Annotated in this window: 12 protein-coding genes; 4 read left to right on the top strand and 8 right to left on the bottom strand. The window is 72.9% G+C overall.

Annotated elements, in window-relative coordinates; all coding sequences use genetic code 11:
* The first annotated feature begins 26 nt into the window (after positions 1-26).
* Positions 27-1,190 carry a helix-turn-helix domain-containing protein gene (locus AB0J21_RS29070; protein WP_363149123.1) on the top strand — a complete coding sequence of 388 codons (1,164 nt, stop codon included), beginning with the start codon at positions 27-29 and terminating at the stop codon, positions 1,188-1,190.
* 286 nt (positions 1,191-1,476) lie between these two features.
* Here AB0J21_RS29070 and AB0J21_RS29065 read toward each other — a convergent pair whose 3' ends face one another.
* A complete protein-coding gene (locus tag AB0J21_RS29065; RefSeq protein ID WP_363149122.1) occupies positions 1,477-2,070 on the bottom strand; it encodes a TetR/AcrR family transcriptional regulator in 594 nt (197 codons plus the stop codon).
* 96 nt (positions 2,071-2,166) lie between these two features.
* On the opposite strand from AB0J21_RS29065, the gene AB0J21_RS29060 reads away from it, so the two are divergent.
* Positions 2,167-3,771 carry an MFS transporter gene (locus AB0J21_RS29060; protein WP_363149121.1) on the top strand — a complete coding sequence of 535 codons (1,605 nt, stop codon included), beginning with the start codon at positions 2,167-2,169 and terminating at the stop codon, positions 3,769-3,771.
* A 74-nt stretch (positions 3,772-3,845) separates the two neighbouring features.
* Here AB0J21_RS29060 and serA read toward each other — a convergent pair whose 3' ends face one another.
* From serA to AB0J21_RS29030, 6 genes are all read right to left on the bottom strand, one after another.
* Positions 3,846-5,447, bottom strand: coding sequence for a phosphoglycerate dehydrogenase (gene serA / locus AB0J21_RS29055; RefSeq protein ID WP_363149120.1), 1,602 nt, complete (start codon positions 5,445-5,447; stop codon positions 3,846-3,848).
* Positions 5,448-5,772: 325 nt separating this feature from the next.
* The gene (gene ilvC / locus AB0J21_RS29050) at positions 5,773-6,771 is read right to left on the bottom strand and encodes a ketol-acid reductoisomerase (protein WP_363149119.1); all 999 of its coding nucleotides are present in this window, start codon (positions 6,769-6,771) and stop codon (positions 5,773-5,775) included.
* Positions 6,772-6,990: 219 nt separating this feature from the next.
* Positions 6,991-7,515, bottom strand: coding sequence for an acetolactate synthase small subunit (gene ilvN / locus AB0J21_RS29045; RefSeq protein WP_363149118.1), 525 nt, complete (start codon positions 7,513-7,515; stop codon positions 6,991-6,993).
* 30 nt (positions 7,516-7,545) lie between these two features.
* Complete coding sequence (locus AB0J21_RS29040; RefSeq protein WP_363149117.1) at positions 7,546-9,405, bottom strand: acetolactate synthase large subunit; 1,860 nt, start codon at positions 9,403-9,405, stop codon at positions 7,546-7,548.
* Between the two features lie 236 nt (positions 9,406-9,641).
* Positions 9,642-12,776 carry an EAL domain-containing protein gene (locus AB0J21_RS29035; protein ID WP_363149116.1) on the bottom strand — a complete coding sequence of 1,045 codons (3,135 nt, stop codon included), beginning with the start codon at positions 12,774-12,776 and terminating at the stop codon, positions 9,642-9,644.
* Between the two features lie 551 nt (positions 12,777-13,327).
* Positions 13,328-14,290: a 2-hydroxyacid dehydrogenase gene (locus AB0J21_RS29030; RefSeq protein WP_363149115.1), complete on the bottom strand. Its 963-nt coding sequence runs from the start codon at positions 14,288-14,290 to the stop codon at positions 13,328-13,330.
* Between the two features lie 160 nt (positions 14,291-14,450).
* On the opposite strand from AB0J21_RS29030, the gene AB0J21_RS29025 reads away from it, so the two are divergent.
* Together AB0J21_RS29025 and AB0J21_RS29020 are read left to right on the top strand one after the other, a co-directional pair.
* The gene (locus AB0J21_RS29025) at positions 14,451-15,524 is read left to right on the top strand and encodes an aldo/keto reductase (RefSeq protein ID WP_363149114.1); all 1,074 of its coding nucleotides are present in this window, start codon (positions 14,451-14,453) and stop codon (positions 15,522-15,524) included.
* A gap of 150 nt (positions 15,525-15,674) precedes the next feature.
* The gene (locus AB0J21_RS29020) at positions 15,675-16,850 is read left to right on the top strand and encodes a PQQ-dependent sugar dehydrogenase (RefSeq protein ID WP_363149113.1); all 1,176 of its coding nucleotides are present in this window, start codon (positions 15,675-15,677) and stop codon (positions 16,848-16,850) included.
* Positions 16,851-16,952: 102 nt separating this feature from the next.
* Here AB0J21_RS29020 and AB0J21_RS29015 read toward each other — a convergent pair whose 3' ends face one another.
* The gene (locus AB0J21_RS29015) at positions 16,953-17,249 is read right to left on the bottom strand and encodes a DUF6191 domain-containing protein (protein ID WP_363149112.1); all 297 of its coding nucleotides are present in this window, start codon (positions 17,247-17,249) and stop codon (positions 16,953-16,955) included.
* Between the last annotated feature and the right edge of the window lie 31 nt (positions 17,250-17,280).

Genomic DNA, 17,280 nt, shown 5'->3' with positions numbered 1-17,280 from the left:
CCCCCGCACGCTTCTCAGACATCTGTATGAGAGCGCGCGACAATGGCGGGGTGAAGGCCGACTACCAGGAACTGATCGACGAGATCTCCGCGCTGCTCGGGGCCCCCGCGACGCTGGAGGACCGGGACTTCGGGCTGATCGCCTTCGGGGCGCACGACAGCGGCAGCGACGTGGACGAGTCGGCGCTCGACCCGGTCCGCACCCGGTCGATCCTGACCCGTACCTCCTCCTCCGCCGTCCGGGCCTGGTTCGAGGGCTTCGGCATCGCCCGGGCGACGGGGCCCGTGCGCATCCCGGCCGCCCCGGAGGCGGGGGTGCTGCGGGACCGCATCTGCCTGCCGGTGCGGCACCGCGGCGTCGCGTACGGCTACGTGTGGCTGCTGGACGGCGAGCAGGGGCCGACGGGGCCGCAGCTGGCCGCCGCGATGCAGGTCGCCGACCGCATCGGGACCCTCATGGCGGACGAGGCGACGGCGGAGGACGCCGCCACCCGCGAGTTCCGCCGGGTGATCACGACGGAGGCCGACTGGGAGCGGGACACGGCGCTCGCGGCGCTGCGCACGGCGCTCGGCCCGAACGCGGAGGACCTCTACACGGTGCTGTGCGTGGCGCCCTGGCCGGCCGAGGAGCCGCCGTCGGCGCGACGGGTGCCGGGGACCGCCGCCTCGTGCGTCCTGCCCACGGCTGGCGGCGGCCGCCGTCTCGCGCTGCTGGTACGGGTCCGTACGGGGCCCGGGGTGCCGGCTTCGGTACTGTCCGCGGCGGGCAAGCTCGCGACGGGCGCGGCGGCCGGGGTCGGGGCACCGCGCCGGGGACCGGCCGAGGTGCCCGAGCTGTGGCGGGAGGCCTCCGCGGCGGCCCGGGCGGCGGCCGCCGAACCGGAGCTGGGGCCGGTGGCGCAGTGGTCGGCGGTCGGGCCCTACCGGCTGCTGACGGCGCTGCCGCCGGGCGCCGCGCACGACCCGGTGCTGCGGGAGCTGCTGAGCCCCGCGCACGCCGAGCTGGCCCGCACCGCCGAGGTCTTCCTCGACCACGCGGGCCAGGCGGGCCGCACCGCCGCCGCCCTCGGCATCCACCGGCAGACCCTCTACTACCGGCTGTCGCGCGTCGAGCAGCTCACCGGCCTGGACCTGGACGACGGGGAGCACCGGCTGCTGCTGCACATGGGGGTGAAGGCGGCCCGGCTGTGAGGCGGTGCACGGCTCGCCTCACAGGCGGTGCACGGCTCGCCTCACAAGCGGTGCACGGCTCGCCTCACAGGCGGTGCACGGCTCGCCTCACAGGCGGTGCACGGCTCGCCTCACAGGCGGTGCAGCGGGGGGGTGTGCCCTGCGCCCCGTGGCATATGCCACGGGGCCACGCGCCAGACCCGCACGGCCGCTCAGCGGCCGCCGCGAGGGCTCGGAAGGCCTGGCGATCCCGGCCCTCGTGCCGCCGGCCGGGGCGCCCCGGTACCGGAGTGGGCGCGCCGCCCCCTCAGCCTCCCTCGGCCTTCCGCACGCCGTCGAGCACGCGGCGCAGGCCCTCCGTCAGCTGGTCGGCGGTGGTGGCCGATCCGGGGTCGAAGAGCCACTGGAGCATGAGCCCGTTGAGCACGGTCTGGTAGAAGCGCCCCTCGTACTCCGCGGCGTCTCTCGGCAGGGACTCCTCCAGCAGGTCGGTGAAGGGCGGGACCAGTCCGCTGCGGCCCTGCGCCTGAGCGGCGACCAGGACCTCGCGGGCCTGCGGCATCCGGTCGCCGACCAGGAGGAACTCGAAGGAGAGCAGCCAGACGGCGCGGGCCTCGGGGAAGTCGTCGAGGACCTTCGCCCAGACCGCGCGGAAGCGCTCCAGGGAGCCGGGGGACGTCTCCCCGTCCGGCGTGTCGGCGACCGGGGCCCGCAGGTCCATCTTCTCGATGAGTGCGACGTACGCCTGGGCGAGCAGCGCGTCCTTGGAGCCGTAGTGGTAGCCGATCGAGGCCAGATTGGTGCCCGACTCCTTCACGACGTCGCGCGCGGTGGTGCGCGCGAAGCCCTTGGCCAGCAGGCAGCGCTGAGCCCCGTCCAGCAGATCCTCACGGTGTCCCATGCCACCGAGCCTAGCCGCTCACTGACGCCTGTCCCAGACGCACGTATTAAACAAGCGTCATAGACAGTCGTTTAATACATGCGTACAGTCCTCGCCATGGCAGCTGACAACGCACCTGAGACGGCACCTGACACCTCAACCACCGCGCCCCGCGCCGGGCGTCGCGAATGGGCCGCCCTCGGCGTCCTGATGCTTGCTCTCCTCCTGGTCTCGATGGACGCCTCCGTCCTGTTCTTCGCGATCCCCGCGATCAACGCGGACCTGGCCCCGTCCGGCACCGAACAGCTGTGGATCTTCGACATCTACGGCTTCGTCCTGGCCGGTCTGCTCATGACGATGGGCGCGCTCGGCGACCGGATCGGCCGGCGCCGTCTGCTGATGTGCGGGGCCGCCGCCTTCGGTGCCGCCTCGGTGGCGGCGGCGTACGCGAACAGCCCGGAGATGCTGATCGCGGCGCGCGCCGTCCTCGGCATCGGCGGGGCCACCCTGATGCCCTCGACGATGGGCCTGATCCGGGCGATCTTCCAGGACGGGAAGCAGCGCGCCCAGGCCATCGGGATCTGGAGCACCGTCATGACCAGCGGTATCGCGCTGGGCTCGGTGGCCAGCGGGGTACTCGTCCAGCACTTCTGGTGGGGTTCGGTCTTCCTCGTGAACCTGCCCGCGATGGTGCTGCTGCTCGCCCTGGCCCCGTTCCTCATCCCCGAGTACCGCACTCCGGGGCGGGGCGGGTTCGACCTGCTGAGCGTCCCGCTGTCGCTGGCCGCCGTCCTCCCGCTCGTCTACGCGCTGAAGGAGATCCCCTCCGAGGGCGTGCACGCGCGGTACCTCGCGGCTCTCTTCCTCGGCCTGGGGTGCGCGGTGTTCTTCGTACGGCGCCAGCGCCGGGTCGCGCACCCCATGCTGCCGCCCGTGCTGTTCCGGGCGCGCGGCTACCGCCCCGCCGCCGTCCTCGCGACCCTCGCGACCTTCGGCATGATGGGCTCGGCCTTCTTCACGACGCAGTACCTTCAGTCGGTGCTGGGCAACAGCGCGCTGGCGGCGGCGCTGTGGAGCCTCGCGCCCTCGGTGCCCATCGCGCTGACCGCCCCGGCGGTGACCGCGCTCGTGCAGCGCGGGGTGGCCCGGGCGCACGTCGTCACCGGCGGGTTCCTGCTCGCGGCGGGCGGCTACGTCGTCCTCGCCCTGCCCGGCACCGACGCGCTCGCCCTCGTACTGACCGGTGCCGCCCTGCTCGCGATGGGCGCGGTCACCGTCCTGTCGCAGCTCATGGACCTCGCGATGGGCTCCGTCCCGGTCGAACGGGCCGGTTCGGCCTCGGCGCTGCTGGAGACGGGGCAGGAGTTCGGCGGGGCGCTGGGGCTCGCGACGCTCGGCTCGATCGCCACCGCGCTGTACCGCGACCGGATCTCGGAAGCACTCCCCCACGCCCCGGCCGAGGCGCACGAGACGCTGGGCGGAGCGCTGGCCGTGGCGGGCCGGCTGCCCGGTGCGGAGGCCGGAGAGCTGCTGAGCACCGCGCGGGAGGCGTTCGTGTCCGGGATGCACGCGGCGGCCCTGGCCTGCGTCGCGCTGTTCCTCGTGTGCGCCGCCGGAGCGGCGCTCGCCCTGCGCGGCCGGTCCGGGGAGACCGCCCCGGCCGTCACCGCCCCGGACACCGCCCCCACCGTGGTGGAGAGCGCGACGGCCCGCCTCCCGTAACGGGAGACGGGCCGGGCAGGGCCGTGACGTGGGTGAAGGGTCCCGGGCCGGGGCCGTTCACCCACGTCGACGCGTCAGGTCAGGTCCACGGCGCGCGCCGAGGTGGCCCCGATCTCCTGAGCCACCTCGGTGAGGGCGGCGGGGGTCACCGAGTCGTCGACGGTGAGGACGGCGAGGGCCTCTCCGCCCTCCTCGGCGCGGGAGACCTGCATACCGGCGATGTTGATGCCCGCCTCGCCGAACACGCGGCCCACGGTGCCGACGACACCGGGACGGTCCGCGTAGCGCAGCACCACCATGTGGTCCGCGAGCGCGAGGTCCACGGTGTGCTCGCCGATGGCGACGATCTTCTGGAGGTTCTTCGGTCCGGCCAGCGTGCCGGAGACCGCGACCTCCTCGCCGCCCCCGAGCGTGCCGCGCACCGTCACCACGTTGCGGTGGTCGGGCGACTCGCTGCTCGTGGTCAGCCGCACCTCGACGCCGCGCTCCTGCGCGAACAGCGGGGCGTTGACGTAGCTGACGGTCTCGGCGACGACGTCCTCGAACACGCCCTTGAGCGCGGAGAGTTCGAGCACCTTGACATCGTGCTGGGTGATCTCCCCGCACACCTCGACGTCGAGCCGCACGGCGACCTCTCCGGCGAGCGCGGTGAAGATGCGGCCGAGCCGCTCGGCGAGCGGCAGGCCGGGCTTGACGTCCTCGGCGATGACGCCGCCCTGGACGTTGACGGCGTCCGGCACCAGTTCACCCGCGAGCGCGAGCCGCACCGAACGGGCGACGGCGATACCGGCCTTCTCCTGCGCCTCGTCGGTCGAGGCGCCGAGGTGCGGGGTGCACACGACCTGGTCGAACTGGAACAGCGGGGAGTCGGTGCACGGCTCCTTCGCGTAGACGTCCAGACCGGCGCCCGCGACGCGGCCCTCCTTGAGGGCGGAGGCGAGGGCCTCCTCGTCGACGATGCCGCCGCGCGCGGCGTTCACGATGCGCACCGAGGGCTTGACCTTGTGCAGTGCCTCGTCGCCGATGAGGCCGACCGTCTCGGGGGTCTTCGGGAGGTGCACGGTGATGAAGTCCGCGACCTCAAGCAGCTCGTCCAGGCTCAGCAGCTTGACGCCCATCTGTGCGGCGCGGGCCGGCTGCACATAGGGGTCGTAGGCGACGAGCTTCATGCCGAAGGCCGACATGCGCTGCGCGACGAGCACGCCGATGCGGCCGAGGCCGACGACGCCGAGGGTCTTCTCGGCCAGCTCCACGCCGGTGTACTTGGACCGCTTCCACTCGCCGTTCTTCAGCGCCTGGCTCGCCTGCGGGATGTTGCGGGCGGTGGCGACGAGAAGTCCGCAGGCCAGTTCGGCGGCGGTCACGATGTTGGACGTCGGCGCGTTGACGACCATCACACCGGCCTTGGTGGCGGCGGAGACGTCCACGTTGTCGAGCCCGACGCCCGCGCGGGCGACGACCTTGAGCTTGTTCGCGGCGGCGACGGCCTCGGCGTCGACCTTGGTCGCGGAGCGGATCAGGATCGCGTCGACGTCGGCGATCGCGGGCAGCAGCTCGGCCCGGTCGGCGCCGTTGCAGTGGCGGATCTCGAAATCGGGTCCGAGGGCGTCGACGGTGGCCGGCGACAGCTCCTCGGCGATGAGTACGACCGGCTTGTCTTGCGTGTGCGCGCTCACGTGTGTCCTCACATGTCCAGTGCGGACGGCCGTCCCGACGGCCGCAGGCGGTGGAGGGGTTCTGGCCGCGTGGAAGACGCACGACACTGTGGGCCTGACGCGTATGTTCTGAGCAGTGTAGTGCTGCGCCGACCCGCTGATTCCTCCTGTGCGGAGGGTTCACTCGTTCGGGATTGGACCCCTTGTCCCATGACAGGACCAGGATGTCGTCCAGGAGCGGCCGGGGCGCCGACAGCGTCTCTACGGGGCGTTTTGGGCGGAGTTGACACGGCGGGGGCCGGGCGCGCGGCGGTGCGGTCGCGCGCCCGGCATCCCCTCAGGCGGCTCAGACCTCGTCGTCGACCCAGCTCATGAGCTTGCGCAGCTCCTTGCCGGTGGTCTCCAGCAGGTGGTCCTCGTCGGCCTTCTTGTACTCGTTGTACTTCGGCAGGCCCGACTCGTACTCCGACATCCAGTTCTTGGCGAAGGTGCCGTCCTGGATGTCGCCGAGGATCTTCTTCATCTCGGCCTTGGTGTGGTCGGTGATGATGCGCGGACCGGAGACGTAGTCGCCCCACTCGGCGGTCTCGGAGATCGACCAGCGCATCTTCTCCAGGCCGCCCTCGTACATGAGGTCGACGATGAGCTTCAGCTCGTGCAGGCACTCGAAGTAGGCGATCTCCGGCTGGTAACCGGCCTCGACCAGCGTCTCGAAGCCGGCCTTGACCAGGGCGGAGGTGCCGCCGCACAGCACGGCCTGCTCACCGAACAGGTCGGTCTCGGTCTCCTCGGTGAAGGTCGTCTTGATGACGCCCGCGCGGGTGCCGCCGATGCCCTTGGCGTACGACAGCGCCAGCTCGAAGGCCTTGCCGGTGGCGTCCTGCTCGACGGCCGCGATGCACGGGACGCCGCGACCCTCCTCGTACTGGCGGCGCACCAGGTGGCCGGGGCCCTTCGGGGCGACCATGCACACGTCGACGCCGGCCGGCGGCTGGACGAAGCCGAAGCGGATGTTGAAGCCGTGGCCGAAGAACAGGGCGTCGCCGTCCTTGAGGTTGTCCTTGACGGACTCCTCGTAGACCTTGCCCTGGATCGGGTCCGGCACCAGGATCATGATCACGTCGGCCCACGCGGAGGCCTCGGCCGGGGTGAGGACCTTCAGGCCCTGCTCCTCCGCCTTGGCCTTCGACTTGGAGCCCTCGTGCAGACCGACACGCACCTCGACGCCCGAGTCGCGCAGCGACAGCGCGTGGGCGTGGCCCTGGCTGCCGTAACCGAGAACCGCGACCTTGCGGCCCTGGATGATGGACAGGTCGGCATTGTCGTCGTAGAACAGCTCGGCCACTGGTTTATCTCCTTGTGTACAGATGTTGCGTCCCACCGTACGGCGGGGGACGACGCGTTCGTTCTCAGGTCTCGCCATACGAACGGTCCCGGGGACGGTGCGCGGGCGAGACGGGTGGTGCGAAGGAGTCCGTGCGCGGGTCGCGCGCGCGGTGACGTCCCGGTGCGGCGGGGGCCGGCGGCGCGCCTTGGTGCGGGCGCCGCCGGACGGGGCCGCGGATCAGGCGCTGCGGTCCAGGGCGCGCAGCGAGCGGTCCGTGATGGACCGGCCGCCGCGGCCGACGGCGATGGTGCCGGACTGCACGAGTTCCTTGATGCCGAAGGGTTCGAGCATCTTGAGCATGGCCTCCAGCTTGTCGCTGGACCCGGTGGCCTCGACGGTGACGGCGTCCGGGGAGACGTCCACGGTCTTCGCGCGGAAGAGCTGGACGATCTCGACGATCTGCGAACGGGTCTCGTTGTCCGCGCGGACCTTCACCAGGACCAGTTCGCGCTGGATCGCGGAGCCGGGTTCCAGCTCGACGATCTTCAGGACGTTGACCAGCTTGTTGAGCTGCTTGGTGACCTGCTCAAGGGGCAGGTCCTCGACATTCACCACGATGGTGATGCGGGAGATGTCGGGGTGTTCGGTGGTGCCGACCGCGAGCGAGTCGATGTTGAAGCCGCGGCGGGAGAAGAGGGCGGTGATCCGGGCGAGGACACCGGGCTTGTTCTCCACCAGGACGGAGAGCGTGTGCTTGGACATGGGTGGGTCTCTTTCTTCGCTCGTCCGTCGTCAGTCGTCTGCGCCGTCGCCGAAGTCGGGGCGCAGCCCGAGGGCGGCCATGACCTCGTCGTTGGAGGTGCCGGCGGCGACCATCGGCCAGACCATCGCGTCCTGGTGGACGATGAAGTCCACGACGACGGGGCGGTCGTTGACCGAGTTCGCCTTGGCGATGACGGCGTCCAGCTCGGCGGGGTCCTCGCAGCGCAGCGCGACGCAGCCCATGGCCTCGGCGAGCTTGACGAAGTCGGGGACCCGGGTGCCCGCGGGGCGGTCCTCGGGCGCGGTGTCGGGCCCGGCGGACAGCACGGTGTTCGAGTAGCGCTGGTTGTAGAACAGCGTCTGCCACTGGCGGACCATGCCGAGGGCGCCGTTGTTGATGATGGCGACCTTGATCGGGATGTTGTTGAGGGCGCAGGTGGTCAGTTCCTGGTTGGTCATCTGGAAGCAGCCGTCGCCGTCGACGGCCCACACCGTCTGTCCGGGCCGGCCCGCCTTGGCTCCCATCGCGGCGGGCACCGCGTAGCCCATGGTTCCGGCGCCGCCCGAGTTCAGCCAGTGGGCGGGCTTCTCGTACTTGATGAAGTGGGCCGCCCACATCTGGTGCTGCCCCACGCCGGCCGCGAAGATCGTGTCCTCCGGGGCGAGGGCGCCGATCCGCTCGATGACCTGCTGCGGCGAGAGCACGCCCTCGGTGGGCTTCTCGTAGCCGAGCGGATAGGTGTCGCGCCAGCGGTTGAGGTCCGTCCACCACTGGGTGTAGTCGCCGACGTGACCGGCGGCGTGCTCGGCCTGGACGGCCTGGACGAGGTCGGCGATGACCTCGCGGGCGTCGCCCACGATGGGCACGTCCGCGAGGCGGTTCTTGCCGATCTCGGCGGGGTCGACGTCGGCGTGCACGACCTTCGCGAAGGGCGCGAAGCTGTCGAGCTTGCCGGTGACGCGGTCGTCGAAACGGGCGCCGAGGGCGACGATCAGGTCGGACTTCTGCAGGGCGGTGACGGCGGTGACGCTGCCGTGCATCCCGGGCATGCCGACGTGCAGCGGGTGGCTGTCGGGGAAGGCGCCCAGGGCCATCAGCGTGGTGGTGACGGGGGCGCCGGTCAGCTCGGCGAGCACCTTGAGTTCGGCGGTGGCCCCGGCCTTGACGACGCCACCCCCGACGTAGAGGACGGGGCGCTTGGCGGCGGCGATCAGCCGGGCGGCCTCGCGGATCTGCTTGGCGTGCGGCTTGGTGACGGGCCGGTAGCCGGGCAGGTCCAGGACGGGCGGCCAGCTGAAGGTGGTGTCGGCCTGCAGCGCGTCCTTGGCGATGTCGACGAGGACCGGTCCCGGGCGTCCGGTCGAGGCGATGTGGAAGGCCTCGGCGATGGTCCGGGGGATGTCGGCGGGGTCGGTGATCAGGAAGTTGTGCTTTGTGATCGGCATGGTGATGCCGACGATGTCCGCTTCCTGGAAGGCGTCCGTGCCGATGGCCTTGGAGGCGACCTGTCCGGTGATCGCGACGATCGGCACCGAGTCCATGTTGGCGTCCGCGATCGGGGTGACGAGGTTGGTCGCCCCCGGTCCCGACGTCGCCATGCAGACCCCGACCTTGCCGGTGGCCTGCGCGTATCCGGTGGCCGCGTGTCCGGCGCCCTGCTCGTGGCGGACGAGGACGTGACGGACCCGGGTGGAGTCCATCATCGGGTCGTAGGCGGGGAGGATCGCTCCGCCGGGAATACCGAATACCGTGTCGGCGCCGACCTCTTCAAGAGAACGGATGAGGGACTGCGCACCCGTGACGTGCTCGACGGTCGCGGACTGCTGTCCGCCGGAACGGGGCCGCGGCTGCGGGTGATGGGCCCCGGTGGCCTGCTCGGTCATCGGCATTCTCTTCTCGATGCTGAGGGTTTTTTCGACGGTTTCGCGTGGTATTCCGGGCTGTCACTCAGGCCGCCGGAGGGCGTCTGTGCAACAAAAAACCCCTCGTGCCGGGAGGCAGGCGAGGGGAGCGCGTCGGGTGTGGTGGCCGGGACGGTACGTCTCCGGCTTCAGCCGACGCGCTTTCCAAGTACGAGAATTCGGGTGCGCATGGCCTTGACCCTCCTCCCGTGCTGTGGTGACTGTCAAGTCGGTGGGACGGGAGTCTCATGATGTGAACCGTCCGCCGGGGTGCCGGCACAGCCCTCCAGCACCTCGTCGTGGCTGGTGGAAGCGGGTACGGGGGCGGGGATCAGCCCGCCGGTTCCCTCGCCCGGCCCCGGGCCGTCCTCGTGTGCGGCGCCGTGGGCGAGATCGGCGAGGCGCGTGGCGGGTTCGTGCCGCGCGGGGCCCTCCGGGAGCCGTACGGGGGGATCGGCGTGGGCCTCCGGGGGGTCGCCGCGCAGCGGCTGGGCAGGGAAGCCGCCCGGCCCCGTACGGCGGACCGGGAGGCAGCCGCGTGCCCCACGCCCGCGCGCCGCGGCACCGGAGGCGGCCAGTACGGGCTCCTCGGCCTCCTGGGCGCCGGGCAGCGGGTAGTGACCGAGGGAGAGGGCGCGACGCAGCCGGTACTCGTCGAGCGGGCCGGAGAAGGCCATGCCCTGCCCGTGCGTGCAGCCGAGCGCGCGCAGCACGGTGACCTGTTCCGGCCGGTCGACGCCGTCGGCGAAGGTGTAGAGCCCGAGGTCGGTGGCGATCTTGAGCAGACCGGCGGTGATCTTGTACTGCCGGGCCGACTCGACCACCCCCTCGGTGAGCGAGCGGTCCAGTTTCAGGGCGTCCAGCGGGAGCCGGCGCAGGGCGGTGATCATGGCGTGGCCCTGGGCGAAGCCGTCCAGCCCGATGCGTACGCCGAGCCGGCGCAGCGCGTTGAGCCTGCGTTCCAGCTCGTCCAGGGGGACGCGGGGGTCGTCCACGACCAGTTCGATCTGGAGCGCCCCGGAGGGCAGTCCGTGCCGGGTGAGCAGGGCCTCGACGGAGCCGAGGGGGGCGGCCCGGTCGAGCAGTCGCTGCGCGCTGATGCGCACGGACACGGGCACCGTGTGCCCTTCCGCGCGCCGGTCGGCGGCCTGGGCGACGGCCTCTTCGAGCAGCCAGCGGCCCAGCGCCCCGGTGCGTTCGCCGCCGTCCTGGGAGGAGCGCAGGAACTCGGCGGGGGTGAACAGGATGCCCTGGGCGGAGCGCCAGCGGGCCTGCGCGGTGACGCAGATGACGCGCCCGGTGCTCAGGCACACGCCCGGCTGGTGGAGGAGGGAGAACTCGCCCTCGTTCAGGGCGGTGCGCAGACGCCCGGCGAGGTGGGTGCGGCGGGCGACCTCGGCCTGCATCTGCGGGACGTACAGCTCGACGCGGTCCTTGCCCGCCGCCTTGGCCCGGTACATCGCGAGGTCGGCGTTGCGCAGCAGCTCCCCCGCGCCGAGGCCCGCTTCGGCGAAGGCCACCCCGATCGAGGCGGCCACCCGCACGTCGTGCCCGTCGATGCGGTACGGCTGGGAGAGCGCGAGCCGCAGCCGCTCGGCGAGCTCCTTGATCTGCCGCTCGCGGCCGGTCCGGTCCGGGGAGCCGTCACCGAGGATGAGTGCCGCGAACTCGTCGCCGCCGAGGCGGGCGGCGGTGTCTCCCGAGCGCACCGACTCGTGGAGTCTGCGGGCGGCCTGCACGAGGAGTTCGTCCCCGGCCTGGTGGCCGATGGTGTCGTTGACGCTCTTGAACCCGTCGAGGTCGATGAAGAGCACCGCGATGCCCCGGTCGCCGGTGCGCCGCCCCATGAGGGCCTGGCGCACCCGGCGGGTGAACAGCGCCCGGTTGGGCAGGTCGGTGAGCGGGTCGTGCTCGGCGTTGTGCTGGAGCTGGGCCTGCAGCCGGACCCGTTCGGTGACGTCGCGGCTGTTGAAGATGAGGCCGCCGTGCAGCCGGTTGACGGTGGACTCGACGTTGAGCCAGTCCCCGCGGCCGGACCTGAAGCGGCACTCGATGCGGGTGGTGGGCTCGCGGGCCGGGTCCGTGGCGAGGAAGCGGCGCACCTCGTGGACGACGAGGCCGCGATCGTCCGGGTGGATGAGGGAGGTCAGTTCGCGGCCCACCATGTCCTGCGGCTCGCGCCCGTAGACGCCGGAGGCGGCGGGGCTGACGTAGCGCAGCGTCCCGGTGGGCGCGGCGATCATGATGACGTCGCTGGAGCCCTGGACCAGGGACCTGAAGTGGTTCTCCTTGTGCGCCAGTTCCTGGGTGAGCGAGATGTTGTCGACGAGCATGATCCCCTGGCGCAGGACGAGCGCGAGCACCACGGTGCAGGCGGTGAACAGCACGACGCGGTCCACGCTGCGGTCGCTGACCGCGTTGTACAGGATGCCGAGGGTGCACACGGCCGCCGCGAGGTACGGGGTGAGCGCCGCGAGGGAGCCGGTGATCTGCCGGGGCCCGGCCGGCAGCGGGAAGCCCGCGGGCTCGGGCGGGGCCGCGCCCTCCTCGGGGCCGGTGGCGCGCCGGCCGCGCGTGACGGCGACCCACGGGGCGTAGGCGAGCAGGAGGGAACCGGCGAACCAGCCCGCGTCGAGGAGTTGTCCCGAGCGGTAGGAGTCGCGCAGCAGCGGCGAGGTGAACAGCGCGTCGCACAGCACGGTGAGGGCGAGGGCGCCGACGGCGGTGTTGATCGCGGAGCGGCCCGCGGCGGAGCGTTTGAAGTGCAGCGCGAGCACCATGCTGACCAGGGCGATGTCCAGCAGGGGGTAGGCGAGCGAGAGGGCGGCGCGCGGGACGCTCTCGCCCCGGAACTGGGTGGTGTGGGCGAGCGCGAGACTCCAGGAGAGGGTCAGCAGGGAACCGCCGATGAGCCAGGAGTCGAGGGCGAGGCAGGCCCAGCCGGCCCGGGTGACGGGGCGTTTGGCGAGGACCAGCAGACCGACGATGGCGGGCGGCGCGAAGAGCAGGAAGAAGACGTCGGCGAGGCTCGGCGCGGGCACCGGCCGGGCGAGCACCACCTCGTACCAGCCCCACACGCCGTTGCCGAGGGCGGCCATGGCCGAGGAGAACGAGAACAGCACCCAGGCCGGGCGGAACCGGGTGCTGCGCCTGCGGCTGTAGAGGAGGCAGGAGACGGAGGCCGCCGCGGCGGCGGCGCTGAGGCCGAAGTCGCCCATGAACATGGCGAAGCGCGAGGAGCCCCAGCCGAGGGCGGCCCCCAGCGCGTACCCGCCGCACACGAGGGCCAGGACCAGCTGGCCGAGGAGGGCCCCGCCGGGTGTCCGGCGGCGGAGCGGACCGAGCCCCGGGGCGCTCACCGGACCGCCCCCTCGAACTCCTCGGACCCCTCGGGCCGCAGGAACGGGGCGGCGGGCGCGGGGCCGGCGTCCGTCGTGCGGTGCCGGGCGGTCCGGCCGGGAGGGCGGCCCGGTACGGGGCGCCGGGTGAGGGGCCGGCCGGGCGCCGGTCCGCCCGGGGCGGCCGAGCGACCCGCGTCCGCCCGTTCGGGGGCGCCGTGGGGCGCCGTGGCCGGGGGCCGGTGGCGTACGGCCCGCAGGCGGGAGGACCCGTGCCGTGCGGTTCCGGGGCCGCATTCACCCCGCTGCTGTGTCGGTCGGCCGCGCATCGCCCGTCGCCCCCTCGGTTCCTTCGAGTGCTTCGCCCCGGCCGGCCGGCGTCCCTCCGGCGGCCCGTCCCCGGCGCCGTCACCGTGCGCGACGTCGCTCCTGCGGGGACGATACACCAGGATTGTCACTCAGGGACATAGTCTCTCTACTCTCTGTGACAATCCTCCGGGTCCGGGCCCGCTCCCGCCGGGGGCGTGCGGGCCTCGTCGCCCCGGGCGTGGGCGGGCGTCCTCAGCGGGGGTTCACCGGTCGTCCTCACCCGTGGTCAGGACGACGTTGTGGGGCTGTTCGCCGGTTGCGAAGCGGGTGAGCTGCCGGGCGAGCAGCCGCTTGGCCCGAGGTTCGAAGGCCGAGGTCGGGCCCCCGACGTGCGGGGTGATGAGCACTCCGGGAGCGTGCCACAGCGGGTGACCGGCGGGCAGTGGTTCGGGGTCGGTCACGTCGAGGGCGGCGGTGAGGCGTCCGGACTCCAGTTCGGTGAGCAGCGCCCCGGTGTCGACGACGGGGCCGCGCGCCACGTTGACCAGGAGCGCCCCGTCCTTGAGGGCGGCCAGGAACCCGGCGTCCACGAGGTGCCGGGTGGCGTCGGTGAGCGGCGTGCAGAGGATCACCACGTCGGCCTGCGGCAGCAGTGCGGGCAGTTCGGAAAGCGGTTGCACGGGGCCGCGCTCCGCCGCGCGAGCGGAGCGTGCGACGCGCAGGACCCGCGCGCACTCGAAGGGCACGAGCCGGTCCTCGACGGCCGCGCCGATCGATCCGTAGCCGACGATGAGCACGGTCTTGTCGGCGAGCGCCGGGTGGAAGCCGGAGCGCCACCGCTCGGCCCGCTGCCCCTCGACGAAGCCGGGGATGCCGCGCAGGGAGGCGAGGGTGAGGGTGAGGGCCAGTTCGGCGGTGCTCGCCTCGTGCACGCCGCGCGCGTTGCACAGCAGGACGCCGGGGTGCAGCCCGTCGAGTCCGGGCGCGACGTTGTCGGTGCCCGCGGAGAGGGTCTGCACGACGCGTACGGAACTCATGTGCGGCAGCGGCCGCACCGCGACGTCGCCGCCCCTCATGTAGGGGACGACGTAGAAGGCGCACCGGGCCGGGTCGCCGGGGAACTCCTCCTCCCCGTCCCAGAAGAGGTAGTTCAGTCCGGCCTGTGCGGGGTCGGGCAGTCCGGGGATCTCGTGCGCGCGGTAGGGAAGCCATACGTCGTCTGTCATGGTCAGGAGGTTATGACCCGCCGCGCGGAGCGGAACGGGGCGGGGGCGGTGGCCGGGACGGGGCGGGCCGCGCGGGGCCGCCTCGCCGGAGGCGGGCGCGGGGGCGGGCGGCCCAGAGGTTAATTTGGTGCGCGGACGGCGCGGCGGGAGGACGGACCAGGTGGAGCGCAGGACAGTCGGCTCCGCGGCTCTTGAGGTGGGCGCGGTCGGCCTCGGCTGCGCGCCGATGAGCTGGGCCTACACCCGCTCGCAGCAGCGTGGCGAGGAGTCGGTGCGGGCGGTGCGGGCGGCCCTCGACCATGGCAGCACCCTGCTGGACACGGCCGACATGTACGGCCCGTTCACCAATGAGCTGCTGCTGGGGCGGGCGCTGGGCGCGCGGCGTCAGGAGGCTTTTCTGGCCACGAAGTGCGGGCTGCTGGTGGGTGAGCAGCATCTCGTCACCAACGGCAGGCCGGGGTACGTACGGCGGGCCTGCGACGCCTCGCTGCGGCGGTTGCAGACCGAGGTGATCGACCTGTACCAGTTGCACCGTCCCGATCCGGAGGTCCCGGTGGAGGAGACCTGGGGGGCGATGGCCGAGCTGGTCGCGGCGGGCAAGGTCAGGGCGCTGGGCCTGTGCGCCTTCAACCCGCAGTCCGCGCGGCGGCTGCCGGCCCCGCGCCGCTCCCCCGCCCGGGAGCGGGTGGCGGCGGGCGCGCGGGGCGGTGCGCGTCCGGGCCCGCCCCTCCCCGTCGAGGACCCGTACGCGGCGACGGTGCGTCAGCTGGAGCGTGTGCAGCAGGTGTTCCCGGTCAGCGCGGTGCAGGCGGAGCTGTCCGTGTGGTCGCCGGAGGCGCTGGCCCGTCTGGTGCCGTGGTGCGCGGCGCGCGACGTCGGTTTCCTCGCGGCGATGCCGCTCGGCAGCGGCTATCTGACGGGCACGCTGACGCCCGGTCAGGGGTTCGAGCCGGAGGACGTACGCGCGCGGCATCCTCGGTTCACGGCGGAGATGATGGCCGCGAACCAGCCGGTGGTGGCGGGGCTGCGGCGGGTCGCGCAGCGGCACGGCGCGACGGTGGCGCAGGTCGCGCTGGCCTGGGTGCTGAGCCGGGACCACCGGATCGTCGCGCTCGCGGGGACGAAGCGGGCCCGGTGGGCCGCGGAGAACGCGGCGGCGGCAGGGCTGCGGCTGACGGAGGAGGACCTGGCCGAGATCGCGTGTCTGCCGCGCGCCAGGGGCTCCTGGGACTGAGGGTGGGCCGGGACGGTCCGCGAGGCGTCCCGGGCCGCCGGAGGGGAACCTTGAGGGGGTTCGGTGTATCTCAGGGGGGCCGGTGTGTCGCCCCGGTGCAGCGACGACGGTCCGCCCGGGCCGTCGCGACCGCGAGGGAAGGACCGCTTGATGCGAGGCAGAGCCGTGGCCGCCGTACTGGCCGCAGCGGGAGTGCTGTTCGCCGCCGGATGTTCCTCTTCGGACGGTTCGGACGAGGGGAGGTGGTCGCCGGTGTCCAGGGCCCCGTCCGGTTCCGCGCCGCCCTCGCCCGCCGGGCCCTCGGCGAGCCCGGCCGAGAAGGGCCCGCCCGCGAAGGGCTCCGCGGAGGTCGTCCGTACCGTCACCGACCGCCTGAAGGCGCCCTGGGGGCTCGCCCCGTTGCCGGGCGGGGACCTGCTCGTGTCGCTGCGCGACGACGGGAAGCTCGTACGGGTGGACACCGAGTCCGGCGAGAAGACCGAGGTGGGCACGGTGCCGGGGGTCGCCGCGGCCGGGGAGGGCGGTCTGCTGGGGATCGCCGTCTCGCCCCGCTTCGCCTCGGACCACTTCGTGTACGCGTATCTGACGACCGAGTCGGACAACCGGATCGCGCGCCTGCTGTACGACGAGAAGAAGCCGGCCGGTCAGCAGCTCGGGGCGCCCAACACGGTGCTGCGCGGCATCCCGAAGGGGACGGTGCACAACGGGGGGCGGATCGCGTTCGGACCGGACGGAATGCTGTACGCGGGCACCGGGGAGACCGGCGAACGGGGCCTGGCGCAGGACAGGAAGTCCCTCGCGGGCAAGATCCTTCGGATGACGCCGGAGGGCCGGCCGGCCGAGGGCAACCCCGATCCGGACTCCCTCGTGTGGTCCTGGGGCCACCGCAACGTGCAGGGCCTCGCGTGGGACGCGGACAAACGCCTGTGGGCCTCCGAGTTCGGCCAGGACACCTGGGACGAGCTGAACCTGATCGAGCCGGGCGGGAACTACGGCTGGCCAAAGGCGGAGGGCCGCGCGAGCGAGAAGGGCTTCACCGATCCGGTCGCCCAGTGGAAGACCTCCCAGTCCTCGCCGAGCGGCCTCGCGTGGGCCGAGGGCTCGGTGTGGATGGCGGGCCTGCGCGGCGAGGCCCTGTGGCGGGTGCCGCTCAAGGGCACGCAGGAGGCGGCCGAACCGCAGCCCTTCCTGAAGGGGAAGTACGGGCGGCTGCGCGCGGCGGTCGCGGCGGGCGGCGACAAGCTGTGGGTGCTCACCAACGAGACGGACTCGCGCGGCACCCCGCAGAAGGGTGACGACAGGATCCTGGAGGTCCGGGTGAAGTGAGGCCCGCCCGGCCGCGCACGTACCGGCCGCGCACGTACCGGCCGCGCATGTCCCGGCCGTGCTCGCCCCCGGCCCGCGTGGCGGCTGCGCGTCGGCGCCCCGTCACAGCTTCCAGGCGCCCGGGTCGGTGGTCGCGGACGGAGGCGGTGGGGCCTGCGGGCCCGCGCCGTCGCCGGGCTCAGCCGCCCCGTCCTCCTCGGTGTCGGCGGCTGCGACGGAGGCCGTGCGGGGGCCCTGGCCCGCGGTGACGGTCACGGTGACCTTGCCGGAGCCGAGGTCTATCGGGCCGCGGCCCGGGTCGGCGTCGCCGAGCTGCTCGCGGGTCAGCTCCAGCCGGCGGTTCTCGTCCTCGGTGTGCTTGCGTCCCGGCGAGAACAGGGCTTCGAACGCGTTGAACACAGTGACCTCCCGCCACCAGGCATGTGCCGCC

Origin of the sequence: Streptomyces sp. NPDC049954, from assembly GCF_040656295.1 — a bacterium.
Classification (GTDB): Bacteria; Actinomycetota; Actinomycetes; order Streptomycetales; family Streptomycetaceae; genus Streptomyces.
The sequence above is the reverse complement of the archived record's forward strand: the minus strand, read 5'-3'. Positions and strand labels throughout refer to the sequence as shown.